General features: G+C 63.3%; 25 protein-coding genes. 15 read left to right on the top strand and 10 right to left on the bottom strand.

Annotated elements, in window-relative coordinates:
- Window positions 1-2 precede the first annotated feature (2 nt).
- The 3 genes from X735_RS160810 to X735_RS160820 all read right to left on the bottom strand — a co-directional run bounded on the left by X735_RS160810 (window position 3) and on the right by X735_RS160820 (window position 2,633).
- Complete coding sequence (locus X735_RS160810) at window positions 3-695, bottom strand: XRE family transcriptional regulator (protein WP_023809406.1); 693 nt, start codon at window positions 693-695, stop codon at window positions 3-5.
- Between the two features lie 135 nt (window positions 696-830).
- Window positions 831-1,925 (bottom strand): ROK family transcriptional regulator, encoded by a 1,095-nt coding sequence (locus X735_RS160815; protein WP_023809405.1) that lies wholly within the window; start codon window positions 1,923-1,925, stop codon window positions 831-833.
- A 57-nt stretch (window positions 1,926-1,982) separates the two neighbouring features.
- Window positions 1,983-2,633: an SGNH/GDSL hydrolase family protein gene (locus X735_RS160820; protein ID WP_023809404.1), complete on the bottom strand. Its 651-nt coding sequence runs from the start codon at window positions 2,631-2,633 to the stop codon at window positions 1,983-1,985.
- Window positions 2,634-2,975: 342 nt separating this feature from the next.
- Here X735_RS160820 and X735_RS160825 point away from each other — a divergent pair, with 342 nt between their 5' ends.
- From X735_RS160825 to X735_RS160845, 5 genes are all read left to right on the top strand, one after another.
- Entirely contained in the window at window positions 2,976-4,055 is a 1,080-nt protein-coding gene (locus tag X735_RS160825; RefSeq protein ID WP_023809403.1) for a substrate-binding domain-containing protein, read from the top strand.
- 81 nt (window positions 4,056-4,136) lie between these two features.
- Entirely contained in the window at window positions 4,137-5,648 is a 1,512-nt protein-coding gene (locus tag X735_RS160830) for a sugar ABC transporter ATP-binding protein (protein ID WP_023809402.1), read from the top strand.
- A gap of 10 nt (window positions 5,649-5,658) precedes the next feature.
- The gene (locus X735_RS160835) at window positions 5,659-6,621 is read left to right on the top strand and encodes an ABC transporter permease (protein ID WP_023809401.1); all 963 of its coding nucleotides are present in this window, start codon (window positions 5,659-5,661) and stop codon (window positions 6,619-6,621) included.
- A 3-nt stretch (window positions 6,622-6,624) separates the two neighbouring features.
- On the top strand, window positions 6,625-7,578 hold the full coding sequence (locus X735_RS160840) for an ABC transporter permease (RefSeq protein ID WP_023809400.1): 954 nt from the start codon (window positions 6,625-6,627) through the stop codon (window positions 7,576-7,578).
- Window positions 7,579-7,642: 64 nt separating this feature from the next.
- Window positions 7,643-8,326, top strand: coding sequence for an SGNH/GDSL hydrolase family protein (locus X735_RS160845; protein WP_023809399.1), 684 nt, complete (start codon window positions 7,643-7,645; stop codon window positions 8,324-8,326).
- 147 nt (window positions 8,327-8,473) lie between these two features.
- Here X735_RS160845 and X735_RS160850 read toward each other — a convergent pair whose 3' ends face one another.
- Window positions 8,474-8,845, bottom strand: a complete 372-nt coding sequence (locus X735_RS160850; RefSeq protein ID WP_245273087.1) for a hypothetical protein — start codon at window positions 8,843-8,845, stop codon at window positions 8,474-8,476.
- A gap of 108 nt (window positions 8,846-8,953) precedes the next feature.
- Window positions 8,954-10,057, bottom strand: coding sequence for a histidinol-phosphate transaminase (locus tag X735_RS160855; protein WP_023809397.1), 1,104 nt, complete (start codon window positions 10,055-10,057; stop codon window positions 8,954-8,956).
- Between the two features lie 130 nt (window positions 10,058-10,187).
- On the opposite strand from X735_RS160855, the gene X735_RS160860 reads away from it, so the two are divergent.
- The 8 genes from X735_RS160860 to X735_RS160895 all read left to right on the top strand — a co-directional run bounded on the left by X735_RS160860 (window position 10,188) and on the right by X735_RS160895 (window position 18,573).
- Window positions 10,188-10,961: a 3-oxoacyl-ACP reductase family protein gene (locus X735_RS160860; RefSeq protein ID WP_023809396.1), complete on the top strand. Its 774-nt coding sequence runs from the start codon at window positions 10,188-10,190 to the stop codon at window positions 10,959-10,961.
- Window positions 10,962-11,168: 207 nt separating this feature from the next.
- Window positions 11,169-12,491 (top strand): histidinol dehydrogenase, encoded by a 1,323-nt coding sequence (gene hisD, locus X735_RS160865; protein ID WP_023809395.1) that lies wholly within the window; start codon window positions 11,169-11,171, stop codon window positions 12,489-12,491.
- A gap of 15 nt (window positions 12,492-12,506) precedes the next feature.
- Window positions 12,507-13,532, top strand: coding sequence for a zinc-binding dehydrogenase (locus tag X735_RS160870; RefSeq protein WP_023809394.1), 1,026 nt, complete (start codon window positions 12,507-12,509; stop codon window positions 13,530-13,532).
- Window positions 13,533-13,564: 32 nt separating this feature from the next.
- The gene (gene hutC / locus X735_RS160875) at window positions 13,565-14,296 is read left to right on the top strand and encodes a histidine utilization repressor (protein WP_023809393.1); all 732 of its coding nucleotides are present in this window, start codon (window positions 13,565-13,567) and stop codon (window positions 14,294-14,296) included.
- Between the two features lie 109 nt (window positions 14,297-14,405).
- A complete protein-coding gene (locus tag X735_RS160880; RefSeq protein WP_023809392.1) occupies window positions 14,406-15,704 on the top strand; it encodes a hypothetical protein in 1,299 nt (432 codons plus the stop codon).
- A 200-nt stretch (window positions 15,705-15,904) separates the two neighbouring features.
- Window positions 15,905-16,912 (top strand): ABC transporter substrate-binding protein, encoded by a 1,008-nt coding sequence (locus X735_RS160885; RefSeq protein WP_031212560.1) that lies wholly within the window; start codon window positions 15,905-15,907, stop codon window positions 16,910-16,912.
- Window positions 16,913-17,012: 100 nt separating this feature from the next.
- Window positions 17,013-17,780, top strand: a complete 768-nt coding sequence (locus X735_RS160890; RefSeq protein WP_031212557.1) for an ABC transporter permease — start codon at window positions 17,013-17,015, stop codon at window positions 17,778-17,780.
- Window positions 17,781-17,790: 10 nt separating this feature from the next.
- Window positions 17,791-18,573 carry an ABC transporter ATP-binding protein gene (locus tag X735_RS160895; RefSeq protein WP_023809389.1) on the top strand — a complete coding sequence of 261 codons (783 nt, stop codon included), beginning with the start codon at window positions 17,791-17,793 and terminating at the stop codon, window positions 18,571-18,573.
- 105 nt (window positions 18,574-18,678) lie between these two features.
- On the opposite strand, the gene X735_RS160900 is transcribed toward X735_RS160895, so the two are convergent.
- The 5 genes from X735_RS160900 to X735_RS160920 all read right to left on the bottom strand — a co-directional run bounded on the left by X735_RS160900 (window position 18,679) and on the right by X735_RS160920 (window position 23,672).
- Window positions 18,679-19,125 carry a hypothetical protein gene (locus tag X735_RS160900; protein WP_245273084.1) on the bottom strand — a complete coding sequence of 149 codons (447 nt, stop codon included), beginning with the start codon at window positions 19,123-19,125 and terminating at the stop codon, window positions 18,679-18,681.
- A gap of 161 nt (window positions 19,126-19,286) precedes the next feature.
- Window positions 19,287-19,727 carry a DUF411 domain-containing protein gene (locus tag X735_RS160905; RefSeq protein ID WP_023809387.1) on the bottom strand — a complete coding sequence of 147 codons (441 nt, stop codon included), beginning with the start codon at window positions 19,725-19,727 and terminating at the stop codon, window positions 19,287-19,289.
- 41 nt (window positions 19,728-19,768) lie between these two features.
- Window positions 19,769-21,115, bottom strand: a complete 1,347-nt coding sequence (locus X735_RS160910) for a multicopper oxidase family protein (RefSeq protein ID WP_245273082.1) — start codon at window positions 21,113-21,115, stop codon at window positions 19,769-19,771.
- Window positions 21,116-21,337: 222 nt separating this feature from the next.
- A complete protein-coding gene (locus tag X735_RS160915; protein ID WP_245273081.1) occupies window positions 21,338-21,700 on the bottom strand; it encodes a hypothetical protein in 363 nt (120 codons plus the stop codon).
- A gap of 163 nt (window positions 21,701-21,863) precedes the next feature.
- On the bottom strand, window positions 21,864-23,672 hold the full coding sequence (locus X735_RS160920; RefSeq protein WP_023809384.1) for an ABC transporter ATP-binding protein: 1,809 nt from the start codon (window positions 23,670-23,672) through the stop codon (window positions 21,864-21,866).
- Between the two features lie 190 nt (window positions 23,673-23,862).
- Between X735_RS160920 and X735_RS160925 the strand changes: the two genes are divergently transcribed.
- Together X735_RS160925 and X735_RS160930 are read left to right on the top strand one after the other, a co-directional pair.
- On the top strand, window positions 23,863-25,221 hold the full coding sequence (locus X735_RS160925; protein WP_023809383.1) for an LLM class flavin-dependent oxidoreductase: 1,359 nt from the start codon (window positions 23,863-23,865) through the stop codon (window positions 25,219-25,221).
- A gap of 21 nt (window positions 25,222-25,242) precedes the next feature.
- The gene (locus tag X735_RS160930) at window positions 25,243-26,019 is read left to right on the top strand and encodes a DUF427 domain-containing protein (protein WP_023809382.1); all 777 of its coding nucleotides are present in this window, start codon (window positions 25,243-25,245) and stop codon (window positions 26,017-26,019) included.
- Window positions 26,020-26,028: the final 9 nt, after the last annotated feature.

Raw genomic sequence — 26,028 nt, 5'->3', positions numbered from 1 at the left:
TTCTAACCCTCCGATGGCTCGCTGTTTGATTTTGGCAGGCCGGGCGCGAGCGTTTTCCGGGCTACATATTGATCGAGGTCGACAGCGCCGCTTGTCGGCGGCGCGATGATCCACAGCACCTCGGCCACCGCATCGCCGACATTGATCGTCCGGTGCGGCGTCGAGGTCGAATATTCGATGCTGTCGCCCTCTTCGAGGGTGAAGCTCTCGTCGCCGAGCGTCAGTTGCACGCGTCCGCGCAGCACGAGGAACATCTCGCTCGCGTTGCCATGCGTATAGGGCACGTCGCCGGTGGAGCCGCCGACGGCGAACTCGCCGCAATAGACTTCCATCTCGCGGATCGGCCGGCGCGACAGCAGCGTCTTGCGGTAGCCTTCGCTGGTCGGCAGCGCCGGCCGCTCGGCGCGTGTCAGCACCGCGTGCGGCGACACTTCGCAGTCGTCGAAAAGATCGGCGAGGCTGATGCCGAGCGCATTGGCGATCAGCATCAATGTGCTGGTGTTGGCGCCGGAAAGGCCGCGCTCGAGCTGGCTCAGGAAGCTGGCGGTGGTGCCGATCATGCCGCCGAGCTGGCGCAGCGTCAGGCGCCGCGTGGTGCGATAGGCCTTGATGCGATCGCCCAATACCGTCGAGCGGCGCGCTTCGGCGCTGGTTGCGGCATTGTCATTGAGTGCGTGATCCGCAGCGATTTTCATGGCGATCTCAGGGTTCACTTAACATGCTATTAAGTGAGGCGTCCTGGCAAGTAGATTCGCTTGGTCACCTGAAAATCATCGATGGACCTGCAGAGGGTGCATGATCGGCAGACCGGCAACGCCGGTTCGGCTCGATCACTGGATCATGAAGCGCGAACTGAACGGCAGGCTTGCCGCGCCGACGGCCTTCGGGCTGATGCTGACCCGCGCGGGCAGCGCTTCGATGCCGGGGAATTCCCGGCCGATGTCGTCGCACAAGGCCTCGGCGATCTTTTGCGGCGCATAGCTGGACAGGACGACCGAACTGAACTCGACAAACTGGGTCAGCGCGGAGATCGACGCTTTCAGGCGGTCGGAACACTCGCCCAGCCATGCGCTGTAGGCCTCGCCCAGGTCAGGCCACTCAGGGCTGCTGCTCCAGATGATTTCGGACGGGCGCCCGCGCATGGCCAGTTCGCTCTCCAGGCGCATCAGGCCATGATCGAAGCTGGCGCTGGAGTTTCCCTTGTAGATCTGGTGGTTGAGGATGAGCCTGCTCTGCAGCCGTGCTCCCAGATAGAAGAACAGATAGTCGTTGAGCGGCTTTGCGACGCCGAACATGCTCTCGCCGCCAGCTGCCGCGGTGATGTCGTTCTGCACGAAAACCGGCAGCTTGATCTGTTCCTCGATCTCCCCCTGCAAGGCTTTCAGCGAGGTGCTCGATCCGTTGCGGGTTGCAGCCATCGTGTCGACATCGTCGGGAACGGCCAGGCCGATGCCGGCAACCCGGCTGCGCGCCTCGACCGGCAGGCTGGTCATGGCTTGCCTGATCGCGCCGAACAGATCGCCGCTTTGCGGAAAGGGATTGGCTTCATCCGCCGGCAATTGCGTGTGGAAGCGCACGGTGCCGATGAAATCGATGAGTGCGATGTCGATCCGGCGTCGGCTGAAGCCGACGCCAACCGCATAGGCGCCCTCCGGGTTGAGCGAAAGCGGGATGGTGGGCGGCCCGACGCGGCCGCGCTGCGCCTCGCCTTGCGAGACCAGGCCTTCCTGCTCGAGCGAGCGGACGATAACCGATGCCGTCTGCGCCGAGAGGCCGGTTTTTTCGCCGATTTCCATCCGCGAAATGCCTTCGTTCTGAAGCAGCAGCGACAGCACCAGCCGCTCATTGTAGCTGCGGACGCTCAACGCATTCAGCCCGCTCGCGCGATCGGCGATGCGCAATGGATTGGGTGGTGCGAACCTCATGTCAGGCAAGGGTCGCCCCGTCGGTTGGAGCTCGTTGCCCGGTGGCTTTAGTGTTGCTCATGTCGAGCGGCTCCAGCCGATGGCATCGACCGCGCGGGCAAGTGCGGTGCCCAGCAATCTGTGCGCCTCGGCATCGATGTGAAAGCCGTCCGCTTCGCTGCACGACACCACCGAGCCGGCATCGAAAAAGTGGAGTTCGAGCGAGTCCGCCAGAACCTCGAACTCGAGCGCGAGCAGGCGCGATTTCTCCGGCGCACCGGCGAAGATGGACTTCCATTCCTTGACGTCGTCCTGCATCGGCGGCGGCGCCACGATCATGATCTCGGGCGTCGAGCCGCCTGGCCCAGGCGCCAGCTCCTTGATGTCATAGACGAGGCAGCCGATCCCCATCGCCACTTCCGACGGCGGCTTGTTGAAGCGGATCTTCAGGTCGTTGGTGCCGAGCATGATGATGACGAGGTCGAGCGTCGCATGGCTCTGCAGGCAGGGGCGAAGATAGGTTCTGCCGTTTTTGTGGGCGCCCTCGATCGGGTCGTCGTGGACGGTGGTGCGGCCGCTCAATCCTTCCTCGATGACATACCAGTCGGGGCCTAGCTGAGAACGCAATATTCCCGGCCAGCGTTCACCCGGCCCATAGCGCTCGAGCGGCCCCCTGCCGGGGATCTGGCCGTGCGTGTTGGAGTCGCCGTAGCACAAGACTGATCGCATGTTTTTCCCGCCGGGACTGACAGCGCGCCGAAGCCGGCGAGCGCCATTCATGATGGATAGCGGAGCGGTGAAAGGCAAGCAAGGGAATAGTCATTCAACATGACTAACTATTGACAGGGCGAATCCGCTGTGCTTCTAAAGTGCCGGAGGAGTTCTCAACCGTCACCATCGTCCAGCCCGGGTTGGGCCTCGACACGCATGTGTTCGGGGACGGGAGAATCGCGTGCATCGGTCGGTTTGCGACGACGAGCATGCATCGGGAGAGCGTCTCGCGGCAGTACACATTCGTACGGCCGGCCATACGAATTCGTAGGCCGGGACAACCACAAGGAGGAGAGTTGAATGTTAGGATTGCTGAAAACCGTCGGCCTGGGGATGCTAGTTGCGTCCACGCTTGCCGTGACGTCCCTGGCGCATGCGGAAGACATCAAGCTGATGGACGGCGTCGCGCCGCGCCCCGACGACACGCGCATGACCGCGGCCGGTGCGTTCAAGAAGGACCCGCCCTGGGTCATCGGAATGAGCGACTTCGGCGTCAACGCAAACACGTGGACGGTACAGGTGGCGCATGAGGCGGAGAATGCCGCGGCCAAGGACAAGCGCATCTCGAAATTCATCCTGCTCGATGCCGGCTTCGACCAGAAGAAGCAGGTGGCGGATATCGAGGACCTGATTGCGCAGCATGTCGACGCGATCATCGTGCAGCCGGTGACCAGCACATCGGCGAATGCCAGCATCGCCAAGGCGGTCGCCGCCGGCATTCCCGTCATTCTCCACACCGGTCGCATCGATTCCGACGCCTACACCACCGAAATCCAGGGCGGCGCCGAGCATTTCGGCAAGGTGATGGGCGACTGGCTGGTCAAGACCGTCGGCGACAACGGCAAGATCTGGGTCCTGCGTGGCCTGGCCGGACATCCGGAAGACACCAACCGCTACAACGGACTCCTGGAGTCGCTCAAGGGCACGCATGTGCAGATCATCGCCGAGGAGCATGGTGACTGGCAGTACGACAAGGCCAAGAAGCTGTGCGAGACGCTTTATCTGAACAACCCACAGGTTGACGGCATCTGGTCGTCCGGCGCTGACATGACGCGCGCCTGCGTCGATGTCTTCAAGCAGTTCGGCACGCCCGTTCCGCCGATTTCGGGCGAGGGCAACAATGGCTATTTCGGCCAGTGGATCACGGACGGGTTCAAGTCGATCTCGCCGGAATACAGCCCCGCCCAAGGTGCGGCCGGCGTGCGCGCCGCTGTTGCCCTTCTGGAAGGCAAGCAGCTCTACAAACGCTATGTCTATAATCCCGACGGATGGGACCAGGACAAGGCCAAAAAATACTATCGCGACGACCTGACCGCCAATGTCTGGTGGCCGAGCGAACTGCCCGAGGACAAGCTCAAGGAATATTACGGCAAGAAGTGACGGCGCCGTGGCTGGCGGGGAGTGGACAAGCATTCCCCGCAGGCCGTTCCATGTGTTGAATTTGGTTCGTTCGAGGGTTTCGTGACCAATCTTATCGAGATGTCCCACATTTCGAAGGCATTCGGAGGGAGCAAGGCGCTCCATTCCGTTTCCCTCGATCTCAAGGCGGGCAGCGTCCACGCCCTGATGGGCGAGAACGGCGCCGGCAAATCGACGTTGATGAAGATCCTGGCGGGCGTGCATCAGCCCGATTCCGGCGAGATCTTCATGAACGGGGAGAAGCTCGATCTGAAATCGCCGCGCGCCGCACTCGATGCCGGCATTTCGACCGTTTTCCAGGAGCATTCGCTGCTGCCCAATCTGTCGATCGCCGAAAACATGTTTCTGGGCCGGGAGCCGACGACCCGGTTCGGCTCGATCGATTATCGGGCGATGAAAAGCCAGACCGCCAAGGCGCTTGGCGAACTCGGCCTCACGCTCGACCCGTCGCAACTCGTTTCCAACCTGACCATAGCCGAGCGGCAATTCGTCGAGATCGCGCATTGCATCCAGGCGGACGCCAGCGTGCTTATCCTCGACGAGCCGACGGCTGCTCTCAACGCGGCCGATGTCGATGTGCTCAACCGCAACATCCGCCGGCTGCGCGATAAGGGAAAAGCCATCGTCTACATCTCGCATCGCATGGAGGAGATCTTCGAGCTGTGCGACACGGTGACGGTGCTGAAGGACGGCGCACTGGTCGGCACCAGGATGGTGTCCGAGATCACCACCGACGACCTCATCGCCATGATGGTCGGACGCGAACTCCAGGACCTTTTTCCCGATCGCACGGGCGATAAGGGTGATGAGATCCTGCGAGTCGAGAACCTCAGAATCACCGACACATCGCGGCCGCTGTCGCTGTCTTTGCACAAGGGTGAGATCGTAGCCCTGGCCGGACTGGAGGGGCAGGGCCAGCAGCGCTTCCTGAGATCGCTGATCGGCCGCTATCATCCCTCCGCCGGGACGATTTCCGTCAACGGCAAAGCGCTGAAAATGCCGCTCCCGGCATCATCAGGCGTTCGCCATTTGCAGCAGCTGAGGGTCGGCTTCGTTCCCGAGGACCGCAAGGAGGAGGGGCTCTTCCTCGCTTTGCCGATCGCCCACAACATCGCCATCGGATTGCATTCGAGGCGATTCGAACTCGCGCCGGCGCAGCCGTATCGAAACGTCATCGCCCGCATGATGGAGGTCATGAACATAAAGGCGGCAGGGCCGTCCGCGCCGGTCGGCTCCCTGTCGGGCGGCAACCAGCAAAAGGTTCTCCTCGGCCGCTACCTGGCCGCCGATCTCGATCTTCTGCTGGTCGAGGAGCCGACCCGCGGCGTCGACATCGGCGCCAAGTCCGAGATCTACCACCTGCTGCGCGACTTTACCGCCAAGGGCGGCGCCGTGCTGGTGCTGTCGCGCGAGACGATCGAGTTGATCGGGCTCTGCGATCGCATCTACGTCGTCCACGACGACACCATCGTTGCCGAAATGCCGGCGGCGCAGGCGACGGAACACAAGATCCTCGACGCGGCCCTGACGGGCGGCTCCGCGCGCCAGCACTAGGGGGGCTGCCATGGTTCGCTCGCTGTTCAACATCCTGAGTGGCCGGAACACGCGGCAAGGCCTGTGGGGCCTGCCACTGCTGGTCGCCTTGTTCATTTCGCTGTGGCTGACCGTCGAGACGACACAATTTGCCACGGCCGAAAACCTCTTCAACCTGGTGGCCCAGGCAATGCCGCTGATCATCGCGGCCATCGGACAGTTGGTGGTCGTGCTCATCGGCGGGCTCGATCTGTCGGTCGGCTCCGTCATCAGCTTCACCACGGCGGTGCTGGCGCTCGATCAGCCGGCTGTCGTGCTGATCCCGGCGGTCTTCGTGCTGGCGGCACTCATCGGGCTGATCAACGGCCTGGCGATCACCCGTTTCAACGTCCATCCGATCATCGCGACGCTGTCGACGCAGTACATCGTGCTCGGCATCACGCGCATCCTGCGTCCTGTGTCCGGCGGTACGGTGCCGGAGATCGTCATCGATGCCGTCTCAGGCAGTTTCCTCGGCGTTCCCTATCCGGTTTTCTGGGGCATCGTCGTGATCCTGGCAGCGTGGAAACTGCTCTACGGATCGCGATACGGGCTGCATCTGTTTGCGATTGGCGGCGGCATTGCTTCGGGCGCTGAAAGTGCTGCCCGCAATTTCGGCGTCTCCGACCGTCGCAACATCATCCTCGCCTATGTGGTCTGTTCCTGTTTCGCGGCCGTTGCCGGTGTCTTCCTGGCCGGGCGCATCGTGTCGGGCGATCCGAATGTCGGGCTGCTTTTCGAACTCGACACCGTCACCGCCGTCGCCCTTGGAGGCACCCAGCTCTCCGGCAGCATAGGCAGCCTGCACGGCACGGTGATCGGCGCGCTGGTCATGGCGCTGCTGGCCAATGGCATGAACCTCGCCAACGTCTCCCCCTTTGTCCAGACCGCGATCAAGGGCGGCATCCTGCTGGCGGTGGTCGGGCTGCAATCCCGCAAGAAGATGGGGCTCTAAAAGATGGCTGCCGTTCTCGCAAATCCGATCGCCCGGCGCCTGCTGCGCATACCGCCGTCCTATTTTGTCTTTCTCGTGCTGCTGGCGACGCTGTGGATCGCGCGACCGAACATGCTCAACCTCAACATCATGGGTATCTTCGTCAGGCAGATCGTCCCGCTCGGCATCCTGGTGCTGGGGCAGCTCGTCGTCATGCGGGTGAAGTCGATCGACCTCTCCGGCGGCGGCATCATCCTGCTCATCAACTATTTCATCTCGTCGGGCACTTTCCCCGGCGCGTCGATGCCTTTCTTCGTCGTGCTGGCGCTCGCCACCGGCCTCGTCATCGGCCTGTTCAACGGCTTCATGATAGGGAGCCGGCGGGTGTCGGCTGTCATCGTCACGCTGGCGGTCAGCATCATCCTGGTAGGGCTGGTGCAGTTCCTGTCGAGCGGCAATCCGCCCGGCGATGTGCCGAAGCTGTTCAACGACCTCTACAACACGAAATTCCTGTCGGTTCCGACGCCGGTGCTGTTCTGGGTCCTGCTGACCGCTTCGGTGTGGCTGCTTCTGTCGCGGACCGTCTTTGGCCGCTACGTCGCCTCGGTCGGGGAGAATGCCGAAGCCGCGCATTTTTCCGGCGTGCCGGTCCAGCGCACGGTCATCCTGGCGCATACGCTCGCCGGCCTGATCGCGGCGATCGCGGCCCTGGTGCAGACCGGTTCGATCGCCGTCGGCAGCGTCCGTGTCGGCCTCGACCTGCCGATCCTGGCGGTCGCGGCAACGATCCTCGGCGGCGTCGTCTTCGGTCGTGGCGACGGCGGCGTCTGGGGGCCCTTCTTCGGGGCGCTGTGCTTTGCGCTGCTGTTCGTGGTGATGACGGTGCTCGGCATCGACGAGCCCGGCAAGCTCATCGCGCAGGGCGTCATCATCCTCGGCGCGGCGATCTTCTACGGAGTGCGCGTGCGAAACCCCTGACTTAAGACGGCGAAAAGCAAGTGCGCCGGCGTTCAGACAATTGCAAACAGATGGAGAAACATGGATGTCACCGCCAAAAAACATCATGTGCTACGGCGACTCGCTGACCTGGGGCTGGGTTCCGGTCAAGGAGGGGTCGCCGACCTACCGCTACCCCTATGACCAGCGCTGGACCGGTGTGATGTCGGCGGCGCTGGGGGCGGGCTACCATATCATCGAAGAAGGCCTGAGCGCGCGCACCACCTGTCTCGACGACCCCAACGATCCGCGCCTGAACGGGGCCAATTATCTGCCCTCGGCCATCGCCAGCCATCTGCCGCTGGACCTGGTCATTGTCATGCTCGGCACCAACGACACCAAGTCTTATTTCCGCCGGACGCCTTATGAGATCGCCAATGGAATGGCGAAACTGGTCGGGCAGATCCTGACCAGTGCCGGCGGCATCGGCACGCCTTATCCGGCGCCGAAGGCGCTGGTCATTGCGCCGCCGCCGCTGACCCCGATGCCCGATCCGTGGTTCGAGGGCATGTTCGGCGGCGGGCACGAAAAATCCAGGGATCTGGCCAGGCAGTACAAGGCGATGGCGGATTTCATGAAGATCGACTTCCTCAATGCCGGCGATTACCTCACCACGGACGGTGTCGACGGAATTCATTTCACCGCCGCAAACAACGCCGATCTGGGACGCGCGGTGGCCGGCAAGGTCAAGTCGATCCTCGAGCCGGGCCAGGTCAGCACCGCCGCTTGAAGCCGCCACGCCCGTCGGCTTGCGGCACACAGGCCCACGGCGCAGGTGTATCGCAGGTTCCTCCGGCGATGCACATCGATGCGGGGCCGAACGATGCGTTTGGCCCCGTATTGATATGGCGCCCTGCGCCGGCAGATGTGCGTCGATCTAGGGGCTTGGCCTCGGAGCTACGTCATCGGCGGACGCTTTGGTTTGGCGGTCGAAAACGACCGCCAGACCGTTCTTCACGGCAAGCGAGGCGACCATGTCGTCGAGTTCGCGGTCGGGAATGACGGGTTTGAGGACCTGCCGGATGGCCCGATAGGCCTGCTCGGTCGACACATAGCCGTATCGTTTTTTGCGCGCTTCCACATATTGCTCGATGAGAATGCCCAATCGGCGGGCGGCGATGTCATCTGGTTGCTGCAAGGGAGCCTCCTCAAGCGTCGATCGTTTGCAGACCCCAGAGATGTAAAAACCCACGCCGCGAAAGTTAAGGCCTGCTGTCGGCCTGAAGCTCAAAAAAATCTGCTGCCTCATTCGACGAATTGCGCCGCAGCGTGACATCGTGCCCGAACTGGTACCTCGCTGCCGCAAGGAGCAGGTCAATTTGGCTGGTCCGTTCCGAATCCCGATCAAAGCGTGTATTCACAACAGCTCCGACAGAACGGCCATGAAGTGGTCGTTCTCCGCAGCCGAGCCGATGCTGACGCGCACATAGGTGTCAAAACCCTGCTGCTTCCACGGCTTGACGATGACGCCTTGCCGCAACAGGCTTTCGACGAACACGGAAGCATCTCGCCGGCAGTTGAAGAACAGGAAGTTGCCCCTGGAGGCGGCGACGTCGAGGCCCTTGCTCGCCAGAAAAGTCTCGACGCGTTTTCTCTCCGCCCTGGCCAGCGCGACGACCCTGGCGAGGTGTTCGTCGTCGGCCAGCGCCGCGAGTGCGGCGGCTTGGGCCATGCCGTTGGCGTTGAAAGGCGTGCGGACGCGGTCGAGCAGCGCGCGCAGCTCCGGGTCACCGACGATGCCGAAGCCGATCCGCAATCCGGCCAGACCGAACGCCTTGGAAAAGGTCCGCAGCACGATCCAGGGCCGGTCCAGCTTTTCGAGATAGGGCAGGGACGACGCATAGTCGTCGCCCTCGGCATATTCGGCATAGGCTTCGTCGATGACGATCAGCGTCTCGTCGCTCGTCGCATCCAGAACCCTCGACAGATCGCCGCCGGAGAGCCAGCTGCCGACCGGGTTCATCGGGTTCGAGAACAGCAGCATGCGCGGCCGCTCGCGCGCCGCCTCGACCAGCGCATCGACATTAATGGTCAGATCGTCGTTGACGACAACGCGCTTGACGGTAGCGCCCATCAACGTCGCGTAGTCCTCATGCAGCGGAAACGACGGATAGAGCGTGACGACCGCGTCGCCCGGCCGCAACACGGCACGGCTGATGACGGAGAGAAGGTCTTCGGAACCGTTGCCGAGGATAATCTGGTCCTCGGTGACGGCATATTTGTCGCCGATCGCCTGGCGCAGCTTGCGCCCGGCAGGGTCCGGATAGAGGCGGAACATCTCGGAGCCGGCATGCATCGTCGTGGCGAGGGTCGGGCTGGGCCCGAGCGGGTTTTCGTTCGAGCACAGTTTGGCGATTCTGGCCGGTGCGTATCGCTCCATGACCTCGTCAATTGTCAGCCCGGAATTGTAGGGCGACAGGCGGTTGACTTCGGTACGGACCATATCCGAGGCTTTCGACAAGGGCGGGCTCCTCTGCGGTGGATTTCGTCATCCGTACCGTAGCCCAAACAGTTTGTATATGCTTGTATATGCAACTTGATCTGATAGTCTCGACGCTGAAGCGGAAACCGACACCGATCAGGAGGATCACATGCGCAACGCTTCTCTCTTCGATCTCTCCGGCAGGAAGGCGCTTGTCACCGGTGCAAGCCGGGGCATCGGGCGCAGCATCGCCGAGGCGCTGAGTGCTGCCGGCGCAGACGTCGCGGTCACGGCGCGCAGCCTGGCCTCGCTGGAGGCCACCACGGCAGCCATCCGCGCCGCCGGCGGAGTGGCGCACGCCATCGCTCTCGACGTCACCGATGTCGGCCGCTGCCGGGCAGCAACCGCAGAGGCTGCCAGCCTGCTTGGCGGTCTCGACATTCTCGTCAACAATGCCGGCGTGGAGGAGGTGCGGCCCTCGCTCGATGTCGACGAGGCGCTGTGGGACAGGATCGTCGACACGAATCTCAAGGGAGCGTTCTTCTGCGCCCAGGCCGCCGCGCGGCAGATGCGCGACGCCGGACGCCCTGGTGCCATCATCAATCTGTGCTCGCTGACATCCGAAGTCGGAATCCCCACCGCGGTGCCGTATGGCTCGTCGAAGTCGGGCCTGCTCGGCATGACCCGCGCCCTTGCGGCGGAGTGGGCGGAGCTTGGCATAAGGGTCAACGCCATCGCGCCGGGCTATTTCAGGACGGCGATGACCGACGTTTTTTACAGCGACGAGGCATGGCAGCACTCCATGCTGGCCAAGATCCCGCAGCGGCGTTTCGGTGATCTCCACGACTTGCACGGCATCGCCGTGTTCCTCGCTTCGGATGCGGCTGCCTACATAACCGGCCAGTCCATTCCGGTCGATGGCGGCTTTCTCGCCTCGATCTGATGAGGCAGGTTTGCCTCCGCAGTTTCGACGGGAAGGATGATGGAAAAATTGCTGGCGACCATCATACATACATGTATATACTTTTGCCTGAGTGAAGCCTCTCGACGGCTTTGATCCTTGCCCCGGTCGGCTTGTCGACCCGCAGAACTATGGCCATCCACGGGCCAACCGTCATTGCGTTCCAAGAGTTCCAGGAGACGAGCAATCATGTCCGACATCAGCTTCCACGATCTGTCATCCATCGATGCCGACCAGCGCGCCAGTCTGCTGAAGCGCGCCGAGGCCGATCTGACGGTCTTCGTTGAGAAGGTCCGGCCGATCATCCAGGCCGTCAAGGACGAAGGCGACGCCGCCTTGATCCGCTTCGCCGGGGAACTCGACAAGGCCAATGTCGCCGAGGGCGAACTGCAGGTGTCGGAAGCCGAGTTCGATGCGGCGTTCGACAAGGTGGAAAGGGACGTCGTCGAGAGCATCCAGTTCGGCATCGACAACATCAGGCGCTTCCATGAGGAGCAGAAGCCGGAGACGATGTGGCTCAAGGAAGTCCGGCCGGGCGCCTATGCCGGGGACAGGTACACGCCCATCGCATCCGTTGCGCTCTACGTGCCGCGCGGCAAGGGCGCTTTCCCGTCGGTGACGATGATGACGTCGGTGCCGGCGGTGATTGCCGGCGTGCCGCAGATTGCCATCGTGACGCCGCCGACATCGGATGGTTCGGTGGACGCGGCAACGCTCGTCGCCGCGCGTCTCGCCGGCGTGGGCACGGTCTACAAATGCGGCGGCGCCCAGGCAGTTGCCGCCGTCGCTTACGGCACCGAGACGGTGAAGCCCGCACTCAAGATCGTCGGTCCCGGCAGCCCGTGGGTGGTGGCGGCCAAGAGCGTGCTGTCATCGGTCATCAACACAGGCCTTCCGGCGGGCCCGTCGGAAGCGATTATCTTTGCCGATGACAGCGTCGACGGCGGGCTTGCCGCGCTCGACCTGTTGATCGAAGCCGAGCACGGGCCAGATTCCTCGGCCTATCTGGTGACGCACAGCCGCAAGATCGCAGAAGCAGCACTCGCCGCACTTCCCGAGCATTGGTCGCGGATGACCGAGCAGCGTGTGGAGTTTTCGCGCGCGGTGCTGACCGGCAAGCGCGGCGGCATCGTGCTGACCGCATCGCTGGAAGACAGCTACCGCTTCATCAACGACTATGCGCCCGAACATCTCGAGATCCTGTCGACGGAGCCGTTCGCCCATCTCGGACGCATCACCGAGGCGGCCGAAATCCTCATGGGACCGCATACGCCGGTGACCCTTGCCAACTTCGTCCTTGGACCCAATGCAGTGCTGCCGACCAGCCGGTGGGCGCGGACCTACGGCCCGCTTTCGGTGACGGATTTCGTCAAGCGCTCGTCGGTCGGCTATGTCACCTCGGCGGCCTATCCGGAACTCGCTCTGCATGCCCGCAGGCTTGCCCGCTATGAGGGCTTCAGTTCGCACGAGAACGCGGTCTCGGAAATCCGCGACCGCTATCTCGCCGGCTGAGCGGAAACGATCGCGATGAGGGCTGCTCGACTTTATCAACCTGGTGACCTGCGTGTCGAGGACATCGCTCCGCCAGGCGCGCCGGATCCGGGCTGGGTGAAGCTGAGGGTCGATGCCGCCGGCATCTGTGGTTCTGATCTGCACAATTTCCGCACGGGGCAATGGATAAGCCGGTCGCCGTCGACGGCCGGCCATGAACTGGCCGGCACGGTGACCGCCATCGGCGCAGGCGTTGATAGCGTCGCCGTCGGTGACAGGGTGGTTGCCGATTCACGGTTCTGGTGCGGAGACTGCGCGCAATGTCATGCCGGCAGGCGGCATCTCTGTGCGTCGCTGGGCTTTGTGGGGGAGATCTGCGACGGTGGGTTTGCCGAACAGGCGGTGCTGCCCGCACGGCTCTTGCATATCATCGATGCCGGGCTCGACGAGCGGGTCGCGGCGATGGCCGAGCCGCTGGCGGTGGCGTTGCATGCGGTGCGGCGGCTGCCGAAAACGGCAGGCGCGGTGCTGGTCGTCGGCTGCGGGCCCATCGGCGGTCTTGCCGCGCTGCTGCTGTCGCGGACCTTCGCCGGCATCGTGCTCGTCGCCGACCGCAACCAGAGCCGCTGCGCCCGGGTGGCGCGGGTGACGGGTGCCACGATGGTCGATCTGAACCGGGATGCCGTTGCCGCCGCAACCGCCAATGCCCCGCTGCTCGCGGCCATTGAGGCGACCGGCAGCGTCGCGGCGCTCAACCAGTTGCTTGGCGTTCTCGATCCCGGCGGCACGATCGCCATGGTGGGCATCTTTCACGGCCGCCTCAACATTGATCCCAATACGCTGGTCGAACGCGAAATCGGGTTGCTGGGATGCCACGCCTTTGCCGATGAGCTGCCCGAGGCCGTGCGGATGCTAGGTGAGCTCAGCGAACCGCTGTTGGCGCTGATCGACCAGGAGATTGGCCTGGATGACATTCCGGCTGCCTATGAGCGGCTGTTGGCGGGACACAGCGACGGCTTGAAAACAATCATCCGCATGCGGCAACCTGTCGAGCGGTCGTGATTTCCGATGAATCGCCGGAAAGGACTTTGGAAATGGTCACTTTGCCTGACACGGCCAGCCCTCTCTACGAGAAGGTGAAGGACTACATCCTGGCCAACATCGGAACGGGCCGGTGGGGCAAGGATCGCAAGCTGCCGTCCGAGAATGAGTTGGTGGCTTCACTCGGCGTGTCGCGGATGACGGTTCACCGGGCGCTCAGAGAGTTGACCTCGGCCGGGTTCCTGATCCGTCTGCAAGGTGTGGGAACTTTCATCGCGCCACCGCGGCCGCAATCGACACTGATCGAGATCAACAACATCGCAGCCGAGATCGTCGAGCGCGGCAACAGGCATCGTTCCGAAGTCCTCGTCCTCGAAACCATCATGCCGACAAAGGAGCTGGCGCTGTCGTTCGAGTTCGCAAAGCGCGTCCCGATCTATCATTCTGTCGTCGTCAATTTCGAGAATGATTTGCCGGTGCAACTGGAAGAGCGCTTCGTCAATCCGAGCCTCATCCCCGACTATGACAAGCAGGATTTTTCGAAGACGGCGACCTATGACTACCTCATGCAGAAAACCCCGGTGACCGAGGTCGAGCATATCATTTCCGCCATCCCGGCGGATGCCGAGACGGCGCGGCATCTGGGCATCGATGTCGGCGCCTGCTGCCTCTTCCTGCACCGCCGGACATGGACAGGCGCGGTGGTGGCGACGATCAGCAAGCTGACTTATGCCGGCAGCCGCTACTCGCTCGGCAGCCGCTATTCACCTTCAAAAAGCAGCTAACGGAAGCAGGTCGAATGCAAGTCGGAGCGGCCCCGCTGCCAATGTATATACATGTATCGATGAAAACGGTTTCGCCCTCGGCGAACGAACTGGCTGGAAGGAGCGACAGATGACGCCGGCACTGAGCCGCACGGCGCGGATCCGGGCACTCGCGCAGCATGATGTTGCCGAAGCACAAAGCGCGCTGGCGGCATTGCTGGGCGACCTGTTCGCGATGACCCCCCGCAATGTGCGCATCAACTTCGACAAGTACAGCCTCAATTCGTTGAACGGCTTCTTCGAGGACGATGGCAAGGCCTACTTCTTCAAGTTCCATCAGGAGGAGCGGGAAGAGGCGATGACGGGCGAGTATTACCGCGCCGAGATTCTGTCGCGCGCCGGCCTGCCGGTCGACCAACCCGTGCATATGTCTGCCCAACCAGGCGAGCAGATCCTTGTCTATCGCCGCCGCACGGATCCAAGATTTTCGGATGTGCTGTTCGCGCTGGATGGGCAGGACGATGCCTGCAAGCGGCAAGAAGCCGTTCTTGCCGAGCGCGACCTGTCGGCCAGGCTGCTCAAGGTCTATCTCGAGACGCTGCATCCCGTCACTGTCGAGGACGTGGCGGCGGAGCCGATCCACAGGCTGTTTCATGAGCGGCTGATCGATGCCGAGACACGCTTGTCACCAGGCGGAAGGCTGGCCGATTTCTATGTCGGCAAGCCGTTCGTCTTTCCCGGTGCCGAGCTGGATTGGGATCGGTTTTCCCGGCTGAAATTCGTCATCAACGACCAGCAGTACACCGACAGCATCGGTGAGCTTTTCGATGCCGCGGCTGTGCGCTTACGGCCCGACCGCCTTGCCGATGCCGGCGGCGTGGTCGCGCATGGCGACGCCCACAACGCCAATGTCTGGTACACGGCGAAGGCGGGGAGGGCGGAGCTGTCCTTCTTCGATCCCGCCTTTGCCGGCTCGCACATCCCGACGCTGCTGGCCGAGGTGAAGGCGACGTTCCACAACATCTTCGCCCACCCGTTCTGGCTCTATGATCCGGCGACCGCGACAGAGGCTTTTCGCGCCCAGGCGCGGCTGGACGGAAATCTGCTCCATGTCGACACGGACTGGGACCTGAGCCTCGTCCGCCGCGACCTGCTGGAGGTCAAGGCGACAGCGCTGTGGCGGCCATTGCTGCTGGAGCTCAAACGGCGCGGCATGCTGCCGGCCGATTGGCGCGCGGTGCTGCGAGCCGGTCTTTTCCTGTCGCCGACGCTGGTTATGAACCTGCGGGCTGGCGCGCGCAGCCACACGCCGGTCTCCTCCCTCATTGCCTTCTCAGTCGCGGTCATGGTCGGCAGCGAACCCGTTGCCGGAGCCGATCGGGTGACAGGTTTCCTCGACCGGATCGATCCGGCCAAGGTGGGAAATTGAGTCTTTCCAACTTGTATATGCATGTATGTATTTTAGCCTTGACATCCGCTCCCGCTGACGCTGAAATATCCTCGCACTTCACCATGAAGTGGCAGGTAAGACGCCGAGGCACAGTGCCGCAAGAGCAGAAACCCGCAGTCTCACCAGACCGGCTACCTCAGCTAGAAAAAGCGGTCTGATCATCAAGGGGAACAAAGATGATGCGTAACCTAACAGGACAGTTTCGCGCGCTCGTGATGGCCGCCGCCATCGGACTCGCCGCCGCCCCGGCAGCCTACGCGGCCGATGCGGCCATTCCCACCACGCCCGAGGCAGGAGCGTTCAAGATCGGCATCGAGCCCTGGCTCGGCTATGGCCAGTGGCATGTCGCCGAGGCCAAGGGTCTGTTCAAGACAAACGGGCTGAGCGACGTCCAGATCGTCAACTTCGCCGAGGACAAGGACATCAATGCAGCACTTGCAAGCGGCCAGCTCGACGCCGCCAACATCGCCACCCACACGGCGATGGGCATGGTTGCGGCCGGCCTGCCGGTGAAGATCGTGCTGCTGCTCGACGTCTCCATGACCGCCGACGCCATCATCGCCGGCAAGGACGTCACCTCCATCGCGGACCTTAAGGGCAAGCAGGTCGCCTTCGAGGAAGGCACGACGAGCGACATCCTGCTCAAATACGCGCTCGCCAGGAACGGCATGTCGATCGACGATGTGAAGCCGGTCCCGATGCCGGCGTCCGATGCCGGCAGCGCCTTGATCGCCGGTCAGGTGCCGGTCGCGGTGACTTATGAACCGTACCTCACCGTCGCCATGGCGCAGAACAAGGACCTCAAGCTTCTGTTCACCGCCGGCGAGGATCCCGGCCTGATCAGCGACGTGCTGGTGGTGCGTGACGAGGTGATCAAGTCGCGGCCCGGCCAGGTGCTGGCCATGATCAAGAGCTGGGACGCAGCGCTCAAGGACTACAATGCTGATACGCCCGGCGGCCGCGCCATCATCGCCAAGGCTGTCGGTTCGGACGTCAAGGACCTCAACACCGCCTTTGACGGCGTGCGCTACTACTCGCTGGCCGAAAACAAGACGGCGCTCACCGGCGACTTCACCACCAAGACCTTCGCCGATGTCGAAGCCGCCGCCAAGAACGCCAAGCTGCTGCAGGCCGATGTGACGCCGGAGCAGATGATCGACCCGTCCTTCGTCAAGGCGGCGGAATGATCAAGGCCGGATCGCGGTGGTGACACAGATGCCCGGGGAGCGACCGGCGCCAGGACCGATCGCGAAACAGGCGAGGCGCCGCCGATCCTCCGGGATCGGCGTGCCCATCGCCAGGTCGCGCTTTCTGATCATCGCGGTGGCCGTGTTCGTTGGGCTGGGCCTTGCCTGGTGGGCGGCGACCGGACTGGGGTTGGTAAAGCCGATCTTCCTGCCTTCGCCGGGCAGCGTCGCGACGCAGATCGCCAAGCTCGCTGCCGACGGCACGTTGTGGCTGGACCTCAAAGCCTCGATGTATCGCATCTCCATCGGCTTCCTCATCGCCTCGGTACTGTCGATACCGATCGGCGTTCTGATTGGCAGTTTCCGTTCTTGGGAAGCGGCCATCGAGCCGCTGGTTGATTTCATCCGCTACATGCCGGTCGTCGCTTTCGTGCCGCTCTCCATTCTTTGGGCCGGCACCGGAGATTCGCAGAAGTTCCTGATCATCTTCATCGGCACCTTCTTCCAGCAGGTCCTTATGATCATGGACAACGTCAAACGGGTTCCCACCGATTTCATCGGCCTTGGGCGCACACTCGGCCTGCCGGATCGCAAGATCCTGACGCGCATCGTCGTCCCCAGCGCCTTGCCGGGTATCTGGGATACGCTGCGCATCAGCCTGGGCTGGGCATGGACCTGGCTGGTGCTGGCCGAACTTGTCGCCGCGACTTCGGGGCTCGGCTATCGCATCACCGTGTCGCAGCGCTATTTCCAGACCAACACGATCATCGGCTACATCCTGCTGCTTGGCCTGCTTGGCCTCATCACCGACCAGGTGATGAAGGCGCTGGAGAAGGTGCTGTTCAAGCAAGAGGGCCGCTCGCAATGAGGTCCAGCCGATGAGTTTCCCCAAATTGCGGATCGCCGGCCTCCGCAAGAGCTTCGGCACGGGCGAACGGCGCACGGAAGTGCTGCGCGATATCAACCTCGATCTTGCCGACAACGAGTTTGTGTCCCTGGTCGGTACGTCGGGCTGCGGCAAGAGCACGCTGCTGTCGATCGTTGCCGGACTGCAGGACTTCGACGCGGGCGATCTCAGCATCGACGGCGCGCCGATCCTGCAGCCGGGTCTCGACCGTGGCGTCGTCTTCCAGTCCTACACGCTGCTTCCCTGGCTGACGGCGCGGCAGAACATCGAGTTTGCCCTCAAGGCCGCCGGCTACGATCGCCCGACCTGCCGCAGGATCGCGCTGGAGCATCTCGAACTCGTCAAGCTGTCCGACAGCGCCGACCGCTACCCGGCCGAACTCTCGGGCGGCATGAAACAGCGCGTCGCCATTGCGCGCGCGCTTTCCTACCGGCCCAAGATGCTGTTGATGGACGAGCCCTTCGGCGCGCTCGATGCCTTGACCCGGCACCAGATGCAGGAACTGCTCACCCAGATCTGGGAGGAACACAGGTTGACCGTCCTGTTTGTCACCCATGATGTGGAGGAGGCCGTCTATCTGTCGGACCGCATCGTCGTCATGGGCATCGGCCCGGGCCGCATCACCCAGACCTTCAACGTCGATATCGAGCGCCCGCGCCGCGAAGAGGTGATGGAAAGCCCTGCATTCATGGATCTGCAGCGCGGCGTGCACAAGGCCATCCGCGAGGGTTCAAAACGCCCCGAAATGGCGTAGGCGCTTGTGGTAGGCCCAATCATGCCGGACGAGGCTAGCACCCGGCGATACGCAAACGACGGCCGGACAGCATGCAAGCCGCCTGTCCGGCCGGAACTCCAACTGCTACGCAGGTATCAGGACGGCGATACGATGCACGCCGACCTCTTTGCTTGTATTCGTCGCCTCGTCGGTCTTGCCCTTGGCGCAGGTGTACATGTCACCCGTCTTGAGCTTGAATTCCTTGTCTGCCTTCTTGATGGTGAACGCGCCTGAAGTGATGGTGCATACCATGTCGTTGTCCATCATCATCGCGGAAGCGTGCGCTCCGGGCTGAAACACCACATCGACGATCGCGATGCTCTTGTAAGCGGCGATGTCGGAGTCGCCGGTGCCGACCTCCACCACCCTTACACCGGGCGCAATCTCCTTGCCTTCCTTCGGGCCGTATTTCTTGACCTTCGCGGATGCCGCCAGGGTGAACAGAGGCGTAATCGCGGCGGCCGTCACACCGAGAGCAATTGCAGACCTGCGATTTATGGTTTTCATTGCATCCTCCCATTGGTTGGTCACGCACGAAGGTGCATGGCCATTGTATATTAGCACAAACTCATGTCCTTGTATGCGAAATGGCGCAAAAGCAGGACACGAGGCCGTGCGAAGGACCGGAACATCATGGCGAGCCAGGTTCGGGCAGGGCAATCCGACATATCGGCAGACATCGCGGTTGCCTTTCAGTCCGTCGCGTAGACGGTGGGCGCCTTGCCGTCCTTGGTGAAGGCGTAGACGATGAACGGGCCGGCCTTCTCGCCACCCATGCCGGGAGCGCCGGTCGGCATGCCGGCTAGCGTGATGCCGGTGATGGCGGGCCGCTCCGTCAGCAGTTTCTTGACGATATCGACCGGCACCAAGCCATCGACGACATAGCCGTCGACCATCAGCGTGTGGCAGCCTTCGAGGTCGGCCGGCACGCCGGCATCGCTGCTGATCTGGGACAGGTTGTTGACCGGCTTGATGTCGACCTTGAAGCCGTTGTGTTCCAGATAGTTGGCATAGGATTCGCAGCAGCTGCATTGCGGGTTCTTGTACATCACCGCGTTGATGGTCGCCGCGACAGCTGGCAGCGGCATGGCGATCGCGACCGCTAAGGCGGCGAGGGAGTAAGTCAGTTTCATCGCAGTTCTCCTTGTTGTCTTGACGTTGTTTGACGAGAAAATCAGGTCACTCGAAACACCGTCATGAGGCCGGCCATCTGGTGGTCGGCGACATGGCAGTGCAGCATCCAGTCGCCTGGATTGTCGGCGACGAAAGCGCATTCGATCGTGTCCTTGGGGGCGAGCAGCACCGTGTCCTGCCATTGCCGGTGCGTCACCGGCGAACCGTTGCGCGCAAGCACCAGCATGCTGAAGCCGTGGATGTGCATCGGGTGCCACCAGGCGGTTTCGTTGCGCATGGTGAGATGACAGGTTGCGCCGCGCGGCAAGGTGAACTGCGGCGCCATGCCGGCGTGGCCGTCACCGGTCATCGACATGCCGTTGATCGCCCAGGCCGCGCCACCCTTCATGCCGGGTGTCGCCATGCCCATCATGCCGCCGACGCCGGCGAGCTTGCCGCCACCCATCATGCCGCCCTGCAGGACGATCTCCTGACGTTCGGCGCTTGCGAGATCGGGTTGCTGCAACGGGTTGCGCGGCAGGCCAAGCGGCGTGTCGAGAGGATGGGTCCGAAGCGGCGATGCGCTGTCATAGGCAAGCGTGGTCAGCGTATAGGCGAGACCGTCATAGAAGTCGTCGATCACCGCGTAACGCTTGCCCGGGTCGCCCTGCGTGTCGATCATGACATCGATGCGCATGGCGGGTGCCAGAACAAGACGGCCGTCATCCGGTTCGTGCGGATCACAGGGCTGGCCGTCGATCGCCACGACGACCGGGCGGTGGCCTTCGAAGCGCAACGCCATGATGCGGGCGAGCGAGGCATTGGCCAGCCGCAGCCTGACGCGTTCGCCCGCCCTTGCGCTCTGGTCGGCCGGCGCCGTGCCGTTGATGGTGACGACGTTGCCGACGCGGCCGGACATCGCCGCGTCCATCGCGCTGCCGAAGCCGAGGGCCATCTGCCCGTCGTCGGCAAGCCGCCAGTCCTGCAGCAACCACAGGAGGTCGCGGTCGACGGCGACAGGTTCGGTCTCCTCGACAACGAGGACGCCGGCCAGCCCGCGGCCGAGCTGCACGAGGCTGTTGGCATGCGGATGGTACCAGAAGGTGCCGGCGTCGGGCGGCGTGAATTCATAGACGCAATCTGTCCCCGGCTTGATCGGCGGCTGTGTCAGGCCGGGCACGCCGTCCATGGCGTTTTGCAGGCGGATGCCATGCCAGTGGACTGTCGTGTCCTCGTTCAATCCGTTCTCGACGACGATACGGGCGGGCTGGCCTTGGCGTAAGCGCAGCACCGGGCCTGGGACCGTCCCATCATAGGTCCAGACAGGCGTAAGCGGACCGCTAGCGCCGGTGAACATGGCCTGGCCCGGCGCCATCCTTATGCGGCGCTCATCGACGGCGGATGCCATCGACGATACGGGGCGCACTACGGTGGCCGCCGCAACGCCCGCCGCCGCGAGGACAAACCTGCGGCGTGAAATGGAATGACTGAAATCGATACTCACTCTCAAGCCCTTTGCGATCTCGATCGACGGCGAGCCTCTCGACGTCGAGTTGCCGTGTGCTCGCCGGCGCAAAGCGCCAGCGGTAATCAAACGCCAGAAGTCAGCCGCGAGGCGGCTGAAACTGCGTCAGACGAGATCGGTGGATTTGGGAGGGAATGGGTCGGGCAAGGAACTTCGCCCATGAAGGAACGGGGTCGGCAGTGCCGACGGCAGCGATGCCCGGGTCAAAGTCATCGCCGCGAACTCGAGCGGCAACACCGCGAGCACCGGTGCGACGCAGGTCGGCGGACAATGCATCGATTTGCCACTGTCGGCGGCGCCCTTGAGGCACGCGCTACAATCGCCATTCATGGCGGTGTCGGCCATCCTGGCCATGCCGGTGCCGGCAGGCATGCCGCTGCCAGTCGTCATCATCATCTTCGCCGACATGACGCTCGCCTGAGCGGCAGACAGGCTGAACCCGGCGGTCAGGAATACCGCGAGCAGCATGACAAGAATATGTTTTGGCGACCGGCGTGCCATCATCCGTCTAGGCTGGCCTCAAAAGATGGCTTTTGCAAGCTGGATTCCAATGCTGCGACAATCCCGGCATCGCATCGCGCCTGCCGCTAAAACCGAACTGCCGCGGGCCTTCGGGCTGCTGTTGAGCCGCTCAAAAACCCTGGCTGTGCCGCCAGCAGGCGATCCGGTGGCCGTGCGCGACCTCGTTAGCGGGCGACTCTGCCTTTCTGCAGTCGGGCAGGACCAGCGGGCAGCGGTCGGCGAAGGAGCATCCCGTGTTCGGGATGCCGGTGGCCTCTGTCTCGACCGAAGCGGAAAGCTTTGGCGCGGCCTCATCGGAAGATGCCGCCAGAAGCAGTGCGGTGTAGGGGTGGTTCGGGCCGCGAAAGATCTGGTCGGATGAGCCTGTCTCGACCAAGCGGCCGCGATAGAGCACGCCAATTCTGTCGGCCATGTAGCGCACCACCCTGAGGTCGTGGCTGATGAACAGATAGGTGGTGTCCTTGTCGCGCTGCAGGTCGTTGAGCAGGTTGAGCACTGTCGCCTGGACCGAGACGTCGAGTGCGGAGGTGGGTTCGTCGAGCACGAGGACCTTCGGCACGCCGGCGAAGGCGCGCGCGATCGCCGCCCGTTGCCGTTGTCCGCCGGAAAGCGACCGCGATTTCTGCTCGGCCGTGGCGCCGGCGAGGCGGACCGATTGCAGCAGGTCGCTGACGCGCGCTCTCACCTCACTGCCGCGCAGCCCGGCGAGCCGCCGCAACGGGCGGCCAAGGATCCTGCCGATCCGCTGGCGCGGGTTGAGCGTGCGATCCGGCGACTGGAAGACCATCTGCACGTCGCGGCGTTCGGCAAGGTTTCTCTTCTCGACGCGCGGCGCGACCGTTCTGCCGAACAGCTCGACCGATCCGGCGCTGGGCGTCTGCAGGCCGGTGACGATGCGTGCCAGGGTCGACTTGCCGGAACCGGACTCGCCGATCAGCCCGAAGGTTTCGCCTTGGCCGATGTCGAGATCGATGCCGTGCAGCACTGGCTGGCTGCCGAAGGCATGACTGATGCCTTTGCAGGCGATCGCGATCCGGCGTTCTTTTGGCAAGCCGGCGTCTTCGCCTTGGGCTGTGGGGTGCGCTGGCATGCCGTCCGTCTCCGCCAGTCTTCCGTCCCGCTTGGTGTAGTTGAGCGCCGGGATCGAGGCGATGAGCGCCTTTGTGTAGGCATGAGAGGGGTTGTCGAATACATCGCCGACGGCGCCGCTCTCGACCACCGTGCCCTCCTGCATTACCGCCACACGGTCGCAGGAGCAGCGGATCATATGGATGTCGTGGCTGATCAGCAGGATGCTGGTTTTGTGATCCTTGCGAAGGTCATGCAGGATGGCGATGATCTCGGACTGGACGCTGGCATCGAGCGCCGTCGTTGGCTCGTCCAGCACCAGCAGCGACGGATCGAGCGCAATCGCAATGGCGATGTTGGCGCGCTGCTGCATGCCACCGGACGATTCGTGCGGATAGAGATCCAGCACACGCTCCGGATGGCTGACGCGGACCCGTCCGAGCAGTTCCGCGGCACGCTCGCGCGCCTCGTCGGGGCGAACCGGGCGGTGCCGCATGATCGTTTCGGTGATCTGCCGGCCGATCGTCATGCTCGGATTGAGGGCCGCGCCCGGATGCTGGTAGACGGCGGCGATGTGATTTCCCCGGAGCTGGCGCAGCTGCTCGGCGGAGAGGTCGCGGATTTCCCGGCCCTGGAATTCGAGCGCTGACACCGCCATGCGGGCATTCTTCGGCAGATAGCGCAGGATGGCGAGCGCCACCGAGCTTTTCCCAGATCCCGACTCGCCGACCAGGCCGAGCGCTTCGCCTTCGCCTATATGCAGCGACACGCCGCTGACGGCGGGATGCGATCCCTTGTGCCCGTCATAGGCGATGGACAGCTGGTCGACGTTCAGAACCGAGGAGGACATGGGGACTTGAAACCACTTTCTTCGCGGGCTGCGATCGAGGGCAATCGCTTCCGCTTTCGCAACGCATTATCTCTATAAAATTACTCGGATTAAGCCGGAGCGCAATCTACCTTTCTCGGATCAGCAGAGATTGTCGCCGCCTGCCGAAGCAGCGCGACGGTCTCCGGAGCAGATCTGGAAGGAGGCCGGCATGGCTCGAGACCACATGATCCTCAGCGCATTCTTCTTCAACCCGCAGGGCGATCATCGAATGTCGTGGCGCCATCCGCGGGCACCGGGCCGGGAAGTGCTGGACTTCGAGTTCTACCGCGATCTCGTGCAGGCGGCCGAGCGCGCCAGGATCGACACCATCTTCGTCGCCGACCACGTGTCGATCTGGGATTCGGTCAAGAGCGGCGTTGCCCACTATGCCAATGCCCGCCTCGAACCGCTGACGCTGTTGTCGGCGCTAGCCGGCGTGACCAAGCATATCGGCCTGATCACCACGGCGTCGAGCTCCTACAGCGAGCCCTACAATGTGGCGCGCATGTTCGCGTCGCTCGACCATATCAGCAAGGGCAGGGCGTCTTGGAACGTCGTCACCTCGGCTATGGACGAGGAGGCGCGCAATTTCGGCCGCGACGGCAATATCGAACATGCATTCCGCTATGAGCGCGCGGCCGAATTCCTCGATATCGTCAAAGCGCTGTGGGACAGTTGGGAAGACGAGGCGCTGCTGATCGACAAGGCGTCGGGCTATTTCGCCGATCCCGACAAGGTCCACCCCATCGACCATAAGGGCAAGCATTTCAAGGTGCGCGGGCCGCTCAACGTCTCGCGGCCGCCGCAAGGTCATCCGCTGATCGTCCAGGCCGGATCCTCCGAAGACGGCAAGAACTTCGCCACCGCCCAGGCCGATGCGCACTTCGCCATCTACAGCACCAAGGAGGATGGCATCAAATACCGTCAGGATATCAACGAGCGGCTGGCCCGCCACGGCAGGCGGCCGGAGAGCTTCAAGATCCTGCCCGGCATCCTGCCTGTTGTCGCCGCCTCCGAGGCGGAAGGCCGGGAAAAGCAGGAATATCTGCAGACCTTGCTTCCCGATCAGGTCGGCATCGACCTTCTGTCCAGCTGGAGCGGGTTGGACCTGTCGCTGTTCCCGCCGGACGGGCCATTGCCGCCTCTGCCGGACGAGAGCACGTTCAATGGCGGACGCACGTCGCTCAACCGGGTCAAGCAGTGGGCGAAGCAGAATCTCAGCCTGCGCGAGATCGCCCGCAAGCTTGCCAACAGCGGTTCGGTGCCGACCGTCGCCGGCACGCCGGTACAGATCGCCGACCAATTGCAGGACTGGTTCGTTTCGGGTGCCGCCGATGGCTTCAACCTGATGTTCCCGCTGCTGCCCGAGGACTGGGTGAATTTCGCCGAACAGGTGGTTCCGGAGCTGCAGCGGCGCGGCGTATTCCCCCTCGAATACGCGCCGGGAACGTTGCGCGACCGCTTCGGCCTGGCGCGACCAGCCAATCGCTTCGCCGAACAGCGCGACAATGCGCGCGCGGTGTCCTGACGTCAGGCCGGGAGAACGATCATGACCGTTGCACCAAGATTGCAGCCCCGCGAAGCCACCGCGCCGCAGCTCGTCAATGTCCTGCACAGCCCCAAGCGCGTGCGTGTCAAATTCGGCGGCCGCACCATCGCCGACAGCCGCAACGTGCTGGTGTTGCGCTCCAACCATTTCCTGCCGATCTATTTCTTCCCGCCGTCAGCGGTCGACCCGTCGGTGCTGAGACCCTCATTGCATCGCGAACCGCATCCGGTCGGTGGCGAGACAGCCTATTGGGATATTGATACCGGTGACAGGCGCAGCGCCAACGCGGCCTGGGCGTTCGTTTCGCCGCCGGATGAAAACCTGTCGCCGCTGGCTGGCCGCATCGCCTTCACCTGGAAGGCCGTCGACCAGTGGTTCGAGGAGGATGAAGAAGTCTTCGTCCACGCTCGAGACCCGTATGCGCGCATCGATGTGCTGCAGAGCTCCAGCCATGTGCAAATCTGGTTCGACGGCGAGCCAATCGCCGACAGCCACCGTCCGGTTCTGCTGTTCGAGACGCATCTGCCGACGCGTTTCTATCTGCCGGCGGAAGACATCCGGCTGGAGCGGCTGACGGCGTCCGTCACAACGACGCGATGTCCTTACAAGGGCATCGCCTCCTACTGGTCCGGCCTGCTGAGCGACGGAACGGTGCGCCCGGACATCGCCTGGAGCTACCGGGATCCGATAGAGGAAATGCCGAAGATCAAAGGGCTCATCGCCTTCTATCCGCAGGCCGTCGACCGCATCCATCTCGACGGCGAACCCGTCGCATAGCTTTTCAAT

It is taken from the genome of Mesorhizobium sp. L2C084A000 (genome assembly GCF_000502875.1).
Lineage (GTDB): Bacteria > Pseudomonadota > Alphaproteobacteria > Rhizobiales > Rhizobiaceae > Mesorhizobium.
Note: the sequence above shows the minus strand (reverse complement) of the source record. Positions and strands in the feature narration are given on the sequence as shown.